At 63.6% G+C, this 14709-nt stretch carries 16 protein-coding genes; 8 read left to right on the top strand and 8 right to left on the bottom strand.

What is annotated here, in order from left to right:
- The first annotated feature begins 402 nt into the window (after positions 1 to 402).
- The 7 genes from AC1DE3_RS02635 to AC1DE3_RS02605 all read left to right on the top strand — a co-directional run bounded on the left by AC1DE3_RS02635 (position 403) and on the right by AC1DE3_RS02605 (position 4633).
- Positions 403 to 1302, top strand: coding sequence for a DnaJ C-terminal domain-containing protein (locus AC1DE3_RS02635; RefSeq protein ID WP_476779028.1), 900 nt, complete (start codon positions 403 to 405; stop codon positions 1300 to 1302).
- Complete coding sequence (locus AC1DE3_RS02630; protein ID WP_476779029.1) at positions 1302 to 1577, top strand: chaperone modulator CbpM; 276 nt, start codon at positions 1302 to 1304, stop codon at positions 1575 to 1577. The genes AC1DE3_RS02635 and AC1DE3_RS02630 overlap by 1 nt, the downstream gene beginning before the upstream one ends.
- A 41-nt stretch (positions 1578 to 1618) precedes the next feature.
- Positions 1619 to 1849 (top strand): hypothetical protein, encoded by a 231-nt coding sequence (locus tag AC1DE3_RS02625; RefSeq protein WP_476779030.1) that lies wholly within the window; start codon positions 1619 to 1621, stop codon positions 1847 to 1849.
- 307 nt (positions 1850 to 2156) lie between these two features.
- Entirely contained in the window at positions 2157 to 2411 is a 255-nt protein-coding gene (locus tag AC1DE3_RS02620) for a DUF2171 domain-containing protein (RefSeq protein WP_441512199.1), read from the top strand.
- 28 nt (positions 2412 to 2439) lie between these two features.
- Positions 2440 to 2673, top strand: coding sequence for a hypothetical protein (locus tag AC1DE3_RS02615; protein WP_476779031.1), 234 nt, complete (start codon positions 2440 to 2442; stop codon positions 2671 to 2673).
- 93 nt (positions 2674 to 2766) lie between these two features.
- Positions 2767 to 3834 carry a Dyp-type peroxidase gene (locus AC1DE3_RS02610; protein ID WP_476779032.1) on the top strand — a complete coding sequence of 356 codons (1068 nt, stop codon included), beginning with the start codon at positions 2767 to 2769 and terminating at the stop codon, positions 3832 to 3834.
- Positions 3827 to 4633 carry a family 1 encapsulin nanocompartment shell protein gene (locus AC1DE3_RS02605; protein ID WP_476852040.1) on the top strand — a complete coding sequence of 269 codons (807 nt, stop codon included), beginning with the start codon at positions 3827 to 3829 and terminating at the stop codon, positions 4631 to 4633. The genes AC1DE3_RS02610 and AC1DE3_RS02605 overlap by 8 nt, the downstream gene beginning before the upstream one ends.
- A 206-nt stretch (positions 4634 to 4839) precedes the next feature.
- Here the strand turns inward: AC1DE3_RS02605 and AC1DE3_RS02600 are convergent, their stop codons facing one another.
- From AC1DE3_RS02600 to AC1DE3_RS02580, 5 genes are all read right to left on the bottom strand, one after another.
- Positions 4840 to 5907, bottom strand: coding sequence for an ABC transporter ATP-binding protein (locus AC1DE3_RS02600; protein WP_441512202.1), 1068 nt, complete (start codon positions 5905 to 5907; stop codon positions 4840 to 4842).
- 2 nt (positions 5908 to 5909) lie between these two features.
- Entirely contained in the window at positions 5910 to 6710 is an 801-nt protein-coding gene (locus AC1DE3_RS02595) for an ABC transporter permease (protein ID WP_441512203.1), read from the bottom strand.
- Complete coding sequence (locus tag AC1DE3_RS02590; RefSeq protein ID WP_441512204.1) at positions 6707 to 7567, bottom strand: ABC transporter permease; 861 nt, start codon at positions 7565 to 7567, stop codon at positions 6707 to 6709. Before AC1DE3_RS02590 ends, AC1DE3_RS02595 begins: the two co-directional genes overlap by 4 nt.
- Positions 7564 to 8601 (bottom strand): extracellular solute-binding protein, encoded by a 1038-nt coding sequence (locus AC1DE3_RS02585; RefSeq protein ID WP_476779035.1) that lies wholly within the window; start codon positions 8599 to 8601, stop codon positions 7564 to 7566. Before AC1DE3_RS02585 ends, AC1DE3_RS02590 begins: the two co-directional genes overlap by 4 nt.
- A gap of 64 nt (positions 8602 to 8665) precedes the next feature.
- Positions 8666 to 9640, bottom strand: coding sequence for a succinylglutamate desuccinylase/aspartoacylase family protein (locus tag AC1DE3_RS02580; RefSeq protein WP_476779036.1), 975 nt, complete (start codon positions 9638 to 9640; stop codon positions 8666 to 8668).
- A gap of 103 nt (positions 9641 to 9743) precedes the next feature.
- Here AC1DE3_RS02580 and AC1DE3_RS02575 point away from each other — a divergent pair, with 103 nt between their 5' ends.
- Positions 9744 to 10493: an IclR family transcriptional regulator gene (locus tag AC1DE3_RS02575; protein ID WP_441512207.1), complete on the top strand. Its 750-nt coding sequence runs from the start codon at positions 9744 to 9746 to the stop codon at positions 10491 to 10493.
- A gap of 200 nt (positions 10494 to 10693) precedes the next feature.
- Here the strand turns inward: AC1DE3_RS02575 and AC1DE3_RS02570 are convergent, their stop codons facing one another.
- Genes AC1DE3_RS02570 through AC1DE3_RS02560 form a run of 3 tightly spaced genes read right to left on the bottom strand, consistent with a single transcriptional unit; the run spans position 10694 to position 14329 of the window.
- Positions 10694 to 12373, bottom strand: a complete 1680-nt coding sequence (locus AC1DE3_RS02570; RefSeq protein WP_476779037.1) for an ArnT family glycosyltransferase — start codon at positions 12371 to 12373, stop codon at positions 10694 to 10696.
- 48 nt (positions 12374 to 12421) lie between these two features.
- Positions 12422 to 12784, bottom strand: a complete 363-nt coding sequence (locus AC1DE3_RS02565) for a DMT family transporter (RefSeq protein WP_476779038.1) — start codon at positions 12782 to 12784, stop codon at positions 12422 to 12424.
- 15 nt (positions 12785 to 12799) lie between these two features.
- Positions 12800 to 14329 carry a UbiA family prenyltransferase gene (locus tag AC1DE3_RS02560; protein WP_476779039.1) on the bottom strand — a complete coding sequence of 510 codons (1530 nt, stop codon included), beginning with the start codon at positions 14327 to 14329 and terminating at the stop codon, positions 12800 to 12802.
- Between the last annotated feature and the right edge of the window lie 380 nt (positions 14330 to 14709).

Raw genomic sequence — 14709 nt, 5'->3', positions numbered from 1 at the left:
GCCAAGCGGGCCTTTCTCGACGCCGTCGCAGGAGAGTGCCCTGCGCGCGGCTGCTGCTTCGTTGCGACGCCGAATTGCGGCTTGAGATGTTGTCATGAGAGCCTGAGTTTGTCACCGCGCAATTAAATAATTCAATTACTTAGACGAGACGGGGCATCGTAGTCCGTCACGGTGGAGCGTTGAAACTGTCACCCGCGATCGGTGCCTCGGGCAAAAAAAGGCCCCGGTGAGCGCCGGGGCCGCTAATGAAGCGGAATGTCGGGAAGGTGGGAGGCTGCGGCCGTTGCGGGGCGCTCGCGAAACAAGCCCTTCTGCGACGGGACGCATGCCGCTATCAAATTCCATGCGAAGTGATGGCAGTCTGTGCAAGCTTCGCCGTCGTACAGGCTTTCGGAGTAGCCCGTGAAAAATCCCTACGAGGTTCTGGGTGTCGCCGCGACGGCCTCCGCCGCCGAGATCCAGAGCGCCTATCGCAAGCTGGCGAAGAAGCTGCACCCGGATCTCAATCCCGGTGACAAGGCGGCCGAGGAGAAGTTCAAGGAGGTTGCGGCCGCCAATGACCTGCTCAGCGACGCCGACAAGCGCAAGCGCTTCGATGCCGGCGAAATCGACGAATCCGGCGCCGAGCGGCCGCAGCACCACTACTACCGGGACTACGCGACCTCGGACCAGGGCGATCGTTATGCGGACGCCGCCGGCTTTTCCGATTTCATGGATCAGGACGACGCCTTCGCCGAGCTGCTGCGCCGCAGCCAGCAGGCGCGGGCGAACCGCCGCGGGCAGGACCTGCACTACCATTTGGCGGTCGACCTGGTGGATTCGATCACCGGCGCGACCAAGCGACTGACGCTGCCGGATGGCGGCACGATCGATGTGAAGATCCCGGCCGGCCTGGTCGACGGCCAGACGCTGCGCCTCAAGGGCAAGGGCGCTCCCGGGTCCGGCAAGGGTGGGCCGGGGGATGCCCTGATCGAGGTCGAGGTCCGGCCCGATCGCCGCTTCACCCGGGACGGCGACGACATCACGCTGGAGCTGCCGATCTCGCTGACGGAGGCGGTCCTCGGGGGACAGGTCCGGGTCCCGACGCCGACAGGCGACGTGACGATGTCGGTGCCCAAGGGCTCGAACACTGGCACGAAGCTCAGGTTGCGCGGCAGGGGCGTGCCGCGGCGCGAGGGAGGCCAGGGCGACCAGTTCGTCCAGCTCAAGGTGGTCCTGCCGAAATCGCCCGATCCGGAGCTGGAGAGCTTCGTGTCGGGCTGGAAGGATAAGGATTATGATCCGCGTGAGGGCAGGGCGTGATGAGGATGACCAAGCAGGAATTTCTCTCCTCGGCGGGAATCCAGGTCCAGGTGCTGGAGCTCTGGCTGGAGCAGCGCTGGCTGATCCCGGAGGAGGCCGAAGCGGGGCTGCTCTTCAGCGAGATCGAGTTGGCGCGCGCGCATCTGATCCGGCAGCTCAAGGACGATCTCGGCGCCAATGACGAGGGCATCGACGTGATCCTGCATCTCGTCGACCAGATTCACGGGCTGCGGCGTGTGCTCGGCGAGCTGCGCGAGGAGATCAAGGGGCGGTGAGGGGCAGGACAGCGCTTGTTGGTGCGCCGGGGAGGTCTGGGATGAACGAAGCTCTGATAGCCCATCAGGAGCGCGGCAATATCGACGCTCTCGTCCTACGGGCGCTGGTTCGCAAGCTGGTCGCGAAGGGCCTGCTGAGCGAGGACGATGTCCGCGCGCTGCTTTTCGACGTGGCGAAGCGGATGAACGAAGTCGGCAGCGAGCAGACCGATCTGGAGGCCCGGAACATGGTCAACGAGGATCTGGCGCCGGCCTTCCTGGGGCCGTCTTAGGCGCCACGCTCCGCTGGGTTTTCGACGTGGCGATAGCGCTGCCTGATGGCGTGGCTCGGGCCGCTGCCCTCGGATGCGATGAACTGGAAGGGCGGGTATGTCCGTTGATCGAAACCAGGCTGGCATGGAGCCCGCCGCCGATGCCGAATTCGGCCCATCGCTGGCTGGCGCGTCACGGTCGACGAGGACGATCTGGAACTGGCCTGAGCGCCCGGCGGTTATCGCTCCGACCCGCTGTGGCGGGCGGGGCCCCGATCACTCGGCACGGGACTCGACGATGGACAGGTTTCAACCCAGGAGGAAGGCGATGAAGGACAGGATCAAGGAAGGCATGGAGGTCATCGGGGCCGACGGTGTTCATGTCGGTTCGGTCGACCGCGTCGAGGGCGAGCGCATCAAGCTCAAGAAGAGCGATTCTTATGGGCGGCATGAAGGCCATCATCACTATATCGAGCTGGGCTTCGTCGCGGGCGTCGAAGGCAACAATGTGCGCTTGTCCGCCAATGCGGACATCGCCGTGACGCTTGAGGAAGAGCCCTCCGGCAAGCCAGTGAACCTCTGACGCTTCCGGCCGCGATCCTCGCGCGCGGGTGATCGCGGTCGTCTTGTCCGGGAAATGGATAGCTCCGATGCAGCGATGCGATCTCTACCTAAACGCCAAGAAGCCTGCGATCGGGTTCTGCGTTGCCAGCGGCGCGCAACTGCCGGACTTTGTCGGCCCCAAGGAATGGCTTTTCGACGGGACTGCTGCCGCCGACCTGTTGCCGCCAAGCGTGATCGAAGGCGTCGCCGGCGCCGGCCATGCTTTCCGCGACATGGATTGAGATTTGCCGCAGGCTTGGACAGTCTCTGCTTCATAACTACCCCGGCCCGGACGACCGGGACGCGCCCGCATCCAGCCTATCGAACGGTCGTCCATGGACACAGGTCTTCCCACAGTGGTGTCGCAACCGGTATTTGCGACGCTGACGCGCTCGGCGATCTTCCTGGTCGTGACGATCAATCCGGGTAGCGAGGCGGAGGTCGCCGTGCGCGGCCTCTGCGCCGATTTGTCCGGGCTGCTGCGAGCGGTCGGTTTCCGCGATCTCCAGGGCAACCTGTCCTGCGTCATGGGGATCGGCTCGCAGGCCTGGGACCGGCTCTTCGACGGGCCGCGGCCGAGGGAGCTACATCCGTTCAAGGAGATTCGCGGCGTGCACCACGCGGTCTCGACGCCGGGCGACATCCTGTTCCATATCCGCTCGACCAGGCGGATGGACCTATGCTTCGAATTGGCCCGGCAGATCATGATCCGGCTCGACGGCGCGGTCACGGCCGTCGACGAGGTCCACGGCTTCAACTATTTCGACGATCGCGACCTGATCGGATTCGTCGACGGCACGGAAAACCCGAGCGGGCCGGATGCTGCCGCGGCCACGCTGATCGGCGACGATGATGCGGGCTTCGTTGGCGGCAGCTATGTCATCGTCCAGAAATACCTGCATGACCTCGCCGGCTGGGAGAAGGTGCCTGTCGAGGAGCAGGAGAACATCGTCGGTCGCCACAAGCTCTCGGATATCGAGCAGCCGGAGGCGCTGAAGAAGCCCTATGCCCACAACGTCCTGACCAGCATCACCGAGGATGGCGAGCCGGTCGACATCCTCCGCGACAACATGCCTTTCGGCCAGGCCGGAACGGGCGAGGCGGGGACCTATTTCATCGGCTATGCGCGCACGCCGCGGCGGATCGAGCGCATGCTGGAGAACATGTTCGTGGGCGCGCCGCCGGGCAATTACGACCGCCTGCTCGATTTCAGCCGCGCCGTCACCGGCTCGCTCTTCTTCGTGCCGACCGCGACCTTCCTGGACGGCGTCACGCCGGAGAAGGCCGAGCCGGCACCGGCCCCCGTGTCGTCCGAGCCGTCTGCGGCCGTATCTCCACCCAAACTTCCCGGCGACGGCTCGCTTGGCATCGGTTCCCTGAAGGAAGAGGCAGGCCATGAATAATCTGCACCGGGAGCTCGCTCCCATCTCGGACGCCGCCTGGGCTGAGATCGAGGAGGAGGCGTCGCGCACCTTGAAGCGTTATCTCGCGGCGCGCCGCGTCGTCGATGTCGACGGCCCGAAGGGCACGGCCTATGCAGCCGCCGGGACGGGGCACACCCGCGCGATCGAGGCGCCGGGTGCGGGCATCCGCTCGCTTCTGCGCGAAGCTCAGCCGCTGGTCGAGTTGCGCGTGCCGTTCACGCTGACGCGGGATGCGATCGACGATGTCGAGCGCGGCTCCGACGATTCGGACTGGCAGCCGGTCAAGGATGCCGCGAAGACGATCGCCTTCGCCGAAGACCGCGCCGTCTTCGAAGGCTATGCCGCAGCCGGGATCACGGGCATCCGCAAGGGCAGCAGCAACGCCGCGGTGCCCCTGCCGGCCGCTCTCGACGATTATCCCGAGGCGGTCGCCAGGGCGCTGAACGAACTCAAGCTCGCCGGCTGCAACGGCCCCTATGCGCTGGTGCTGGGCGGCGAGGCCTATCGCGCGGCGAGCGGGGGCAACGAGGAGGGGTACCCGATCTTCCACCATCTCGAGCGCATCGTCGGTGGCGGGGTGATCTGGGCGCCGGCGATCGAAGGCGGCTTTCTCGTAACCACGCGCGGCGGCGATTTCGAGCTCGATCTCGGCCAGGATATCGCGATCGGCTATCTCGGCCACGATGCCAAGACGGTCGAACTCTACCTGCAGGAGAGCTTCACCTTCCGCGTGCTCACATCCGAGGCCGCTGTCGCGCTGATCCAGCCGAACCCATGACGCCCACGGACGACCATCACGTCGTCATCGTCGGCGCCGGCTTCGGTGTGGTCTCGAGGCCGCGCGCAATCTCGCCAGCGCGCTGGTCAGGATCACGATGATCGACCTTCTGCATGAGCTTGCTCCTGGCGTTCAGAGCGATCGACTAATCGCTCCACGTGTTGGCGGTCCGAGCTCATATCAGCTGTCTGATCGCGCTGGGCTTGTTAGCGTCGACCGAACCAACGCATTGCATTCGCCCTAATCACGAGGCTCGCGGCATCGCCCGGAGCCAAGCCGCGGAGCGTGTCCGGCGGCACGGAGGCAACGATCGCACTACCGTCAGGCAATCTGCCATGCAGATTGGCGATGGAGCCTTGATAGGAAATTTGCTCGACCGTCGCCTTGAGTGTGTTGGCCTGGCCGGCATCCGTGACCGAAATGGCCTCGGGACGAAGCAGGACCTCCCCTTCGTCTCCAGGAGAGCCGCCCACGCCATCGGCCTGCAATTCGACTGTGAGGCCGGCGGTGAGGACAATCGATACATGCGCCTCCTTCCGGTCGGCGATATGGCCGGGGAGAAAATTCGCTCGACCGATGAAATCGGCGACGAAGCGGTTCGCTGGCTTTTGGTAGATCTCGCTCGCATTGCCGAGTTGCTGGAGTTCGCCATCCTTCATGACGGCGATGGTATCAGCGATGCTCATTGCTTCGGTTTGATCGTGGGTGACGAAGATCGACGTCAGGCCGAACTCGCGCTGCAGCCGCGACATTTCAAGGCCGGTGCTTTCACGCAGCTTGGCGTCGAGATTTGAGAACGGTTCGTCGAGCAGCAGGATCGAGGGGTTGATTACCAGCGCGCGCGCCACCGCGACCCGCTGCTGCTGGCCGCCGGAAAGCTGCCGGGGGAGCCGGTCCGCAAGCCCTGAAAGCTTGAGCTTGTCGAGCATGACGCCGATCCGCTGCTCACGCTCCGCCCGCGCCACACCACGCCTGCGCAGCCCGAAGGCGATGTTCTCGGCCGCGCTCATATGGGGAAACAGCGCGTAGTTCTGGAAAACCAATCCCGTATCGCGCTTGTGGGCCGGCATCCGGGTGATGTCGGAACCGCCGGCCCGGATCGAGCCGGACGTCGGCTCGATGAAGCCTGCGACCATGCGCAGGGTCGTTGTCTTTCCGCAGCCCGAGGGGCCCAGCAACGCCAGCATCTGGCCCTGCGGAACCTTCGCGCTCAGATCGGCGACCGCGACCGCGGAGCCATAGGTCTTGCGCAGGTGATTGATCTCGATGTCCATGATCAGGTCCGGGAGCGCCCGAGGGAGCTCGACAAATGGTAGAGAAGCATGAAGCCAAGCGTGGCGAGCACGAGGAGGCCGGAGACCGCCGCAACCGAGGGCTCGAAGCCGAGTTGCACCGCGGAATAGATGGTCACGGGGAGCGTCGGAGCGCCCGGCTCGGCCAGGAACAGCGCGAGCACCACCTCGTCGAAGGAGGTGATGAAGGCGAGGACCGTTCCGGCGACGATGCCCGGCCGAACGACCGGCAGGACGACGAGGAAGAAGGCGACGACCGGCGAGGCTCCGAGATTGCGAGCGGCTTCCTCCAGGCTGCGGTCGAAGCGGCGCAGCACCGGCAGGGAGACGCGCAGCACATAGGGCGTGCAGACGATGACATGCCCGGCGACGAGCTTCCACGAACCAACCAGAAGCCCGGTGCGGGTGAAGAACAGCGTCAATCCAACGGCAAGCACGAGCGTAGGCAGGATCAGCGGCGACAGGAACACCGCTTCCAGCAGCCGTCGGCCCGGAAAGTCGAAGCGCGTCAGCGCATAGGCCGCCGATACCCCCAACGTGCAGGCGATGATCGCGCTGACCACGGCAATCCGGAGGCTGACCATCAGCGCCGTCAGATAGCGCGTGTCATGCAGCGCAGCCCCATACCATTTCAGCGTCAGCCCCTGTGGCGGGAACGCTAAATAGCCGGTGTCGCCCAGCGGAGCAGCGACGACGACGAGGATCGGAAGCAGCAGGTATCCGAAGGCCAGGACCGTCAGGACCAGCATGGCGATGCCGAGCGGAGAACGCAGGGAGATCGTCATCGCGATGGCTCCTTTTCACCGCGGCCTTCGAGCAAGGCGCCATAGGCCAGCGACACCGCTAGGACCACGACGAGCAGGATGGTCGCGAGAGCCGCTGCGAACGGCCAGTCCAGCAGTTCGACAGCCTGCTCGTAGATCGCCGTGGCCATGACGTTGGCGCGCGCGCCGCCGACCAGGCTCGGGGTCGCGAAGGCGCTGATGGCCAGGGAGAAGACGAGAAGCGAGCCTGCGACGATGCCGCCGCTTGCGAGCCGGAAGGTGACCAGCCCGAGCGCGACGCTCGGGCGCGCGCCCAGGCTCATCGCGGCATATTCGAGATCGCGATCGATCGATTTGAAGACCCCGTGCAGCGTCAGGATCATCAGTGGCAGCAGAACCTGCGCGAGGGCGATGATCACGCCGGCCATCGTGTACATGGTCTGCACCGGCTGGTTGACGAGCCCCAGTGCCAGCAAAGTCCGGCTCAGCAGCCCGTCGCGAAAGAACAGCACCATCCAGCCGAAGGAGCGCACGACGGCGCTGACCAGTAGCGGAAAGGTCGTCAGCAGCAGGAGAAAGCTCGCCCAGCGCGATTGGGAGCGCGCCAGCAGATAGGCCGTCGGAACACCCAGCAGGAGGGTGATGGCCGTGACGGCGAAGCCGAGCCAGAGCGTGCGGCCCAGCATTTCCCAGTAATAGGAATCGAAGATGAAGCGCTCGTACTGCGCGAGCGTGAAGCCAGCCTTCTCGGTGGCGCTCATCGCGAGCAGCGATGCCTGCGGCCAGATGAAGAAGACCGCATAGGCAAACGCGCAGGGAGCAAAGAGGAGGACGGGCGCGAAGCGCGCCACGCCCGAGCCTGAAGCGGCTGTCGTCACCGTGCGATCTCGCGGTTCCAGCGTTCGATCCAGCCAGCGCGCTTGGCGTTGATCTTGTCGCGGTCGAGCTGGACGAGCTTGTCCACCGCGGGAACTTCGGCCGCCAGATCCGCAGGCAGCTTGGTGTCGGGATTGGAGGCGGTCCAGCGCATCGTCCGAGCGATCTCGATCTGAGCTTCCGGCTTCAGCATCGCGTCGATCGCCGCACCGGCTACATCCGCGTTCTTGGTGCCCTTGGCGACGCAGGCGGTGATGTTGACGGCGGGGCTGCCCTCGACCGGAGTGGCGAAGGCGACGGGCAGGCCGGCCTGCTGCAGCTTGAAGGTGTTGCCGGTGTCGTAGGGCATGATCCAGATGTCGCCCTGCCCGAACAGGGTGGGAAGATCGGAAGCCGCCTTGAAGATCGTCTCGCCCTTGATCTTCTTCATCGCCTCGAAGCCGGGTTCGATATTGTCTTCGCTGCCGCCGAAAGCCTTGGCGAGCATCACCAGAAAGTCGACGCCGTAACCGTTGGTGATTGCCGGGAAGGCGATATGGCCCTTGTATTCGGGCTTCAGGAAATCCTTGTAGCTCGTCGGCGGCGTCTTGACCTTGTCCTTGTTGTAGACAATGCCCTCGGCGATGACGGCCCAGGTCACCCAGTGCCCCTCGGGGTCCTTCAGGGCGGACGGGATCCGGCTCAGGCGCGAGACGCCGGTCATCGGCTGGCTGAGACCCTCGCTCTTGGCGAAGGCTTCCTGGCCGCCGGAGAACTGGAACATGTCGATCTGAGGATTTCCGGCCTCCGCCTTCATGCGGGCGAGGGCGGCGGCCGACTGCATCGGCACCTGGGTCGATGACGCCCCGCTTTCCCTGTCGAAGGGCGTGAAGACGGCCGCCTGAATGATGTCCATGGTCGAGCCGCCGAAGCCCGAGCTTACGAGCTTGCGGCCGGCGAATGATTGCGCCTTTGCCGCACTCGGCACCCACGGGAGAGCGGCGGAGGCGGCGAGCGCCGCCATCGCCTGGCGTCGGCTGACGTGGCTGATACCCATGATGGTCCCCTGTTGTTGGGCCGGGTATCGAAACCCGGCCATGTTACCGAGTTCGCCTGCAGATCTAGGCCGCGTCGTATCCCTTGGTGCCGACCAGCTCGAAGACCTGATCGCCGTTGTAAATCGGCATATGTGGTCGGCGGATCGATCCGATCCAGGCCTTCTCGACCGGGCAGTGAACCTCCTCGACCACATCGCCGAAGAGATCGACGATATCGGCGAGATGCTGTCCTTTCACGACGTCGTCCCCGGGGCTGACCTTAGGGATGAACAGGCCGCCATGAGTGGCCTTGTGATGGATTGCATCGCCGCCGAGACGGAATTGCGCCGGAACGACCGGCTCGCCGGGCAGCATGCCACGGGCCTTGCAGACATTGAAGATCGCGAGCGTCAGCCGGTCCAGGTCTTCCGCCGTGACCCGTGCACCGCCGCCGCTCTCGACGATCAGCGAAGGCTTGCCGCTCTTCGTGTAATGGGTGAAATGGCAGCCGGAGAGGCCCTCTTCCAGCGAGTTCCAGACATTCGGAGCGCCGCAGGCGCGTCCGAGCCGCTCGGATTCCACGCCTTCAGCGGTCCCGTTGTTGTGGAACAGCGTGTAATGGCAGGTGATGGTGAGGTCGCCGCCGGAATGCAGATCCAGCATCGCATCCGAGTTCGCGAGCGACAGCTCAAGCAAACGATGGGCGAGCTGGTAGGTGTGATGGCCCTGGCGGTCGCCCGGGAAAACGCGGTTGAGATTGTAGCCGTCCTGCGGGGTCAGGCGATTGTAGCCGCGGAAGCCGAGCGGATTGGCGAGCATCAGGCAGATGACCCGCCCCGAAAGCTGGCTGAGATCGACCGTCTTCAGGAAGCGCTGGATCGCCAGCGGGCCGACCACCTCCGGGCCGTGGATGCAGGCCTGCAGCCAGAGCGTCGGGCCGTCCTTCTCTCCCTCGGCAATCAGCACCGGAGAATAGATGGGCCCGTCGGGATAGGAGCCGAGCTCGACATGGCCCTTGGTGATCTGCCCTTTGGCAGGCTTGGCGGTGCCGATCATCATCTGCTGCGCGCTCTCGTTGCTATCGTGCAGCGGCTCTCGCTGCTGCTATAAGAGAGCCCGAGGTACCATATATGTCAACACCGTTATCGCATATGGAACGGCCATGAGCTCGCTCGAAAATGGATTGCGCATCCTTTCGCTTCTCACCGAAGAACGGACGGTCCTGCGGGTTGGGGAAGTATGCCGCGAGCTCGACATGCCCAAGGCATCGGTGTCCCGACTTCTGAAAACACTGTCGGAAGCGGGGCTTCTAGAGCGCGAAGACCGTGATCAAGGATATGTCGCCGGAGGCCGCGCGCTGGACCTCGCTGCTCTCTATCTCGCTCGTCACAGCCTCCTGGATCTGGTTCGCGTTGCAATCGACGACCTTGTTCGCGAATTCGGTTTCACCGGACATGCAGGAATCGTGTCAGGCCACGAGCGCGTGCTGCTAGTCGCCCAGCAGGGCACCTATGCTTTGCAACACACCGGCGCTGTGGCTGAGCGCAAGCCGGCCTTCGACTCGATCATCGGCAGGGCGATCCTGGCGCGTTTGGATGACGATCGCGCCCTGTCGCAACTCGATGCGCAGGGCAAGCTGGGTTTGCGCGCGATGATGAGCGATCAGGAGGTCAGGGCGGAGTTCGCGGCCATCCGGAAAAATCGGATCGCTCGCTCATCGAGCCTTATCACGCCGGGTATTTCCTCGATCGGGGCAGCGATTGCAGATCCCGGCCGCGATGAGATCATGGGGCTCTGCCTGTCATTCCCGACAATTGCCGCTGACGATGCCGTGCAGGACCGGATTGCCGCGCGTGTCGCGCAGCATGCACATGCCATCGGCATTCGCATGCGGGACCCGGTCTGGTCGTAAAGGGCGCCGCGGGGCGAGAGCAGGCCGCTCGGAAGCGGCCGCTAAGAACGGAGTGGACCAAACGCGAGCATCGAGCGGGCGCAATTCCTGAGCACTTCGATGTGCGGCAGACTCCGGGTTTCGCTGTTCTCCGTTCAAGCTGGGACCGCTACAAAGTCGGATCTCAGCGGATCATTGGATTGCCCAAAGGGGGCGCCACATCAGTCAGGTCGCTGCAGCCGAAAAAGCTGAACGAGTTTCCCGTTGGAGTATGGGACCTGCGCTACCAGTTCACCATCAGGCACGCCGTTGCGCGACCATGACCTCAGGTATGGCACCTCATCCAGTCCGTCGCTGCGCGCGATCACGTGCGTCACCCCCTTCAGCGCGAGATACCTGAGCGCGGTCGCCTCATCGCTATGGGGAAGCCAGACAAAGTCTGCCTTCGCGTGGAACGCGAATGGGGTCATCGTATCGGCAATGGTGATCGGTTCGGATTTGCTTGCCAAGCTCATGGCAAGGGCCTTGACCGGTCGGAGCCCGTGCATCGAGGTCAGTTCCTTGATCGCGAACAGCGCCGCAGGCAGCATCATGGCCGCGAGCCCGAGGGCGATGCTGGCGGGTGCCACGCATGCCAGCCATCGCTCGGATCGCAGGTGCGGCGACAATGTCAGGCGCGCCCATTCGGCGAAGTGCCACAGGCCGGCGCTCGCCCAGATGCAGGAAACGGCGAGAAACAACACGAAGAACCGAGGGTGAGACGTGTAGTAGATGAAGAAGAGAGCAAACGAAGTGAGCGCGAGGAGCGCGATGAGATGCACCTCATCCACGAACTGACGGGGCCCCCACGGCCGTCCAAACAGACCTAGCATCGCAAGACCGAAGAGTGCCGGTGAACCGAACTCTACAGCGCCGCCGGTGAAAGCGGCCGCGCTCCGAAGGACATCGATCGTCTTCTTCGGGACGATCTTGAGATATTGCCTGAAATCGGGGCGGCCATTCTTGATGACGTCTATGTTGGGCCGGTTATAAGTGCCTTCGGCTTTCATCTCCGGATTGACCGCGAAGCTAGCCTCATATGTCGACATTCCGGACCGCATGCGGAGTTCCGTCGCCATGTTGAGTATGCTCTTGGTCTGCAGGGTCAATTCTCCAGTCTGCCGCGAAAGCCAGGTGACATACGGTAGAATGAATAATGCAAAGCAGCCGACCATCAACGCTGCGCGCGGGACATCTCGCAATACAGTCCGCACGAAAGGCAGGCGATCGGTCATGCCGCGCTGAAGGATGAGGAATGCGAGGCCGACCAGCATGAAAATCATCGCTTCGGGCCGCACGAGATACGCCAAACCATAGAGCAATCCCGCCGCAGCGGCAGGACGCAGGTCGGAGCGATCCGCCGCCCGCATCCCCGTCAAGACGGCGGCGAGAATAAGCGCCAGAAACAGGGGCTCGCAGTAGACCGTTGTCGAGAAGGTGACGAGGAACGGATGCAGGGCGACAATCGCAGCCGCGCCGAGCCCGATAGTCCGGCCGAACATCCGCTTCGCGATGCCGAACACCGGCAGCACGAGTAGAGCCCCAGACAGGATGTTGACGAGGCGCCCGGCCGCTTCCGCGGTGAATCCAAGCATTGAGATGTCGGCAATGAGGAGAGAAAAGAGGGGAGGGAAGAAGAGCTGGTCACCCGCCGTCGCAATCCCCTTGTAGCCCATGCCGCCGCGAATGTTTTCGGCGATCCGGGCGTATTCGGCGCCCTCTCCCTCGATCTCGCCGCTGAAGAATATGGCGCACAGGGCCCGCAGGATCAAAGCCGTTGCAAAGATCACTAGCAGTGTGCGCCGGTCTTGGAGGACGGTTGAGGCAAGCCGCCGCATCGGCCGATCGTGACGGTTCAGCATCGAAAGTCCATCCCCCGAGACTCTTCGCACGATACAACCAGCGCTGCGTCAGCTTCGCGCGACCATCACGATGCCGAAGACGATCAGCACGATGCCGCCCAACCGCTGATAGGTGATCTGATCTGCGAACAGCCACCAGCCGGCGAAGGTCGTCAGCGCAAACCCGACACCGACGAACGGGTAAGCCTGGGAGAGATCGATCCCCGCAAGCGCCCGAAGCCAGAGGATCGTGCCCACGCCGTAGAGCGCCAGCCCGATTGCCACGCCCGGCGTGGCGATGATCGCTAGAGGACCCAGGAGCATGCGGGCGGCGGCGGCCGGCTCCGAGGAGACGCCGAACTTGAATGCCACCTGTGCAACCGCGGACAGCGTAACGCTCACCAGCAGCAGCGCGATCGAGGTCGAGGACATAGCGATCCGTGTCCCCTATCGAGCGACGTGCTGAACCGAGGCTGCAGCCAGCACGACCGCCACGGTCGCGGCTGCGACCAGCCATGAAACCCAATCGCGCGCGGAGTAGACGATCGGATCGTCGTGCATATAGCTGCGCTCGGTCGCTAACCAGAGCCGGCACTGCCAAAATACCATTAGTGGAACGAGAGCCCAAAGCAGTTGGGGTGAGCGATAGCGCTCCAGGGCTGCCTCACTGCCGACAAAAAGCGCCAGGACGACGCCGGATGCGAACGTCGAGCCGACGCCAAACATCACGAGTAGCGATCGATCCGATGGATAGTAGCCGCGGCCTCCCACCTTCTGGCGGATTTGATCGGCCATGGCCTGGGTGGGAATCTCGGCGCACCGCTTGACCAGCGCGAGGCTCAGAAACGCGAACCCGGAAAATGCCAGCAACCAGAGAGTTACGTGGTGACCGGAGGCAATGCCTCCGGCGAGGACCCGCACCGTATAGAGCGCGGCGAGGATGAAGACATCGACCAACGGGTATCGCTTGAAGGAGAGCGAATAGCTCAACGAGACAACCGCATAAGCGGACAGGATCATGGCGCAGTTGGCCCACGTCGCCAGCGTAAAGCCGGTTGCCAGCAGCAGCAGGGACAGCGCGAAGCCGAAGGGGAGCGGCAGGCTGCCGCTCGCAAAGGGCCGCAGACGCTTGCGCGGGTGCTTCCTGTCCGCTCGGAGATCGAGGATGTCATTGACGATGTAGATCGCGGAGGCCGTCGCACACAGGGCCGCAAATACCAGCAGGGCACCGGATACGCTCTGCCAGTTGCCAAGATCGTGGGACGTCAGGAGTGGGACGAAAACGAGCAGGTTTTTCACCCACTGGTGGGGGCGCAAAGCACGTACTACAGCGTTCAGTCGCGAGGGAGGGGAGGGCTCGAACACGGTCGGCACGCGGCCCTCGCTGGTCAGCGTTCTGGCAACCGACCTTGGTGCATCGACCAGGATGGCTTGGTCGGCTTCACGCCAAACGGCGAGATCGGACCGGCTGTTTGCGGCGTAGTCGAAGCCCTTGCGACGGTATCGCCGAACAAGCTCACGTGCCTTCTCGGTGCCCTTCAGATTGCGGACGCCGTCGGATGCGATGACCTCGTCGAATATGCCGAGATGGTTGGCGACGGCCCTGGCGATGCGATCGTCCGCAGCGGTAACCAGAACGATCTTTCGCTCCGATTTCTTGGCCTCGACCAGATAGTCCAGCAGATCGGAGTTATAGGGGAGATGCTCCGGCGCAAAATCCGCCCGCATGGCAATGTCGCGCTTGAGCCCGGCCCGGCTAGGTTTTGCGAGTTGTCCCAGCACGACCGTTGCAAGGTCTTTCACCCCCAACGAGAGGGCCGTCTCCAACAATGTGTCGGTCCTGACGAGCGTGCCGTCGAGATCGACGCACAGTGGTACGGGTTTCGCTGGACCGCCTGCACCTTCGTTCGCACTGCTTGGATCGCCGTTCGCGACAGTTAAGCGCCTCTCAGGTGACACCGGTCGGGCTGTCGACATAGTGGAGCGCTCCCGAAGCGACGATCCGGTGCAGCGATACTGTCCTAGCCGGACGAATTGATTTCGTCACGATCGCGCAACAGGCCAACGCCATGAACGATGAAAAATCGCACAAGTCTTTTTCTTCCCAATTTCAAGCATACAGTTCGCCTTCGCGTCCAACAAGTCCCCGATTAAAGTAACATTAATCGGAGAAGCGATCTTGAATGAGCGGCAGGACGCTCAGCAGATCGCCGCGAACGTTCCCGCAGTTGTCGACTCTCGAATTGACGTAGAGAAACAGCACATCATCGTCTTGGCTGTCAATCCACGCATCCAAGATATAGGAACGGAGATCGGAGCGTTCGATCGAGTGCCAACCATATGACCTGATTTTTGAG

This window comes from Allobosea sp. 10L417 (genome assembly GCF_056395485.1).
This window is presented reverse-complemented; position numbering and strand designations above follow the sequence as displayed.

Coding starts and splice junctions, on each gene's coding strand:
- AC1DE3_RS02630 (WP_476779029.1), top strand. CDS start 1,302: ATGAGGATGACCAAGCAGGAATTTCTCTCCTCGGCGGGAATCCAGGTC.
- AC1DE3_RS02625 (WP_476779030.1), top strand. CDS start 1,619: ATGAACGAAGCTCTGATAGCCCATCAGGAGCGCGGCAATATCGACGCT.
- AC1DE3_RS02620 (WP_441512199.1), top strand. CDS start 2,157: ATGAAGGACAGGATCAAGGAAGGCATGGAGGTCATCGGGGCCGACGGT.
- AC1DE3_RS02610 (WP_476779032.1), top strand. CDS start 2,767: ATGGACACAGGTCTTCCCACAGTGGTGTCGCAACCGGTATTTGCGACG.
- AC1DE3_RS02605 (WP_476852040.1), top strand. CDS start 3,827: ATGAATAATCTGCACCGGGAGCTCGCTCCCATCTCGGACGCCGCCTGG.
- AC1DE3_RS02600 (WP_441512202.1), bottom strand. CDS start 5,907: ATGGACATCGAGATCAATCACCTGCGCAAGACCTATGGCTCCGCGGTC.
- AC1DE3_RS02595 (WP_441512203.1), bottom strand. CDS start 6,710: ATGACGATCTCCCTGCGTTCTCCGCTCGGCATCGCCATGCTGGTCCTG.
- AC1DE3_RS02585 (WP_476779035.1), bottom strand. CDS start 8,601: ATGGGTATCAGCCACGTCAGCCGACGCCAGGCGATGGCGGCGCTCGCC.
- AC1DE3_RS02580 (WP_476779036.1), bottom strand. CDS start 9,640: ATGATGATCGGCACCGCCAAGCCTGCCAAAGGGCAGATCACCAAGGGC.
- AC1DE3_RS02575 (WP_441512207.1), top strand. CDS start 9,744: ATGAGCTCGCTCGAAAATGGATTGCGCATCCTTTCGCTTCTCACCGAA.
- AC1DE3_RS02570 (WP_476779037.1), bottom strand. CDS start 12,373: ATGCTGAACCGTCACGATCGGCCGATGCGGCGGCTTGCCTCAACCGTC.
- AC1DE3_RS02565 (WP_476779038.1), bottom strand. CDS start 12,784: ATGTCCTCGACCTCGATCGCGCTGCTGCTGGTGAGCGTTACGCTGTCC.
- AC1DE3_RS02560 (WP_476779039.1), bottom strand. CDS start 14,329: ATGTCGACAGCCCGACCGGTGTCACCTGAGAGGCGCTTAACTGTCGCG.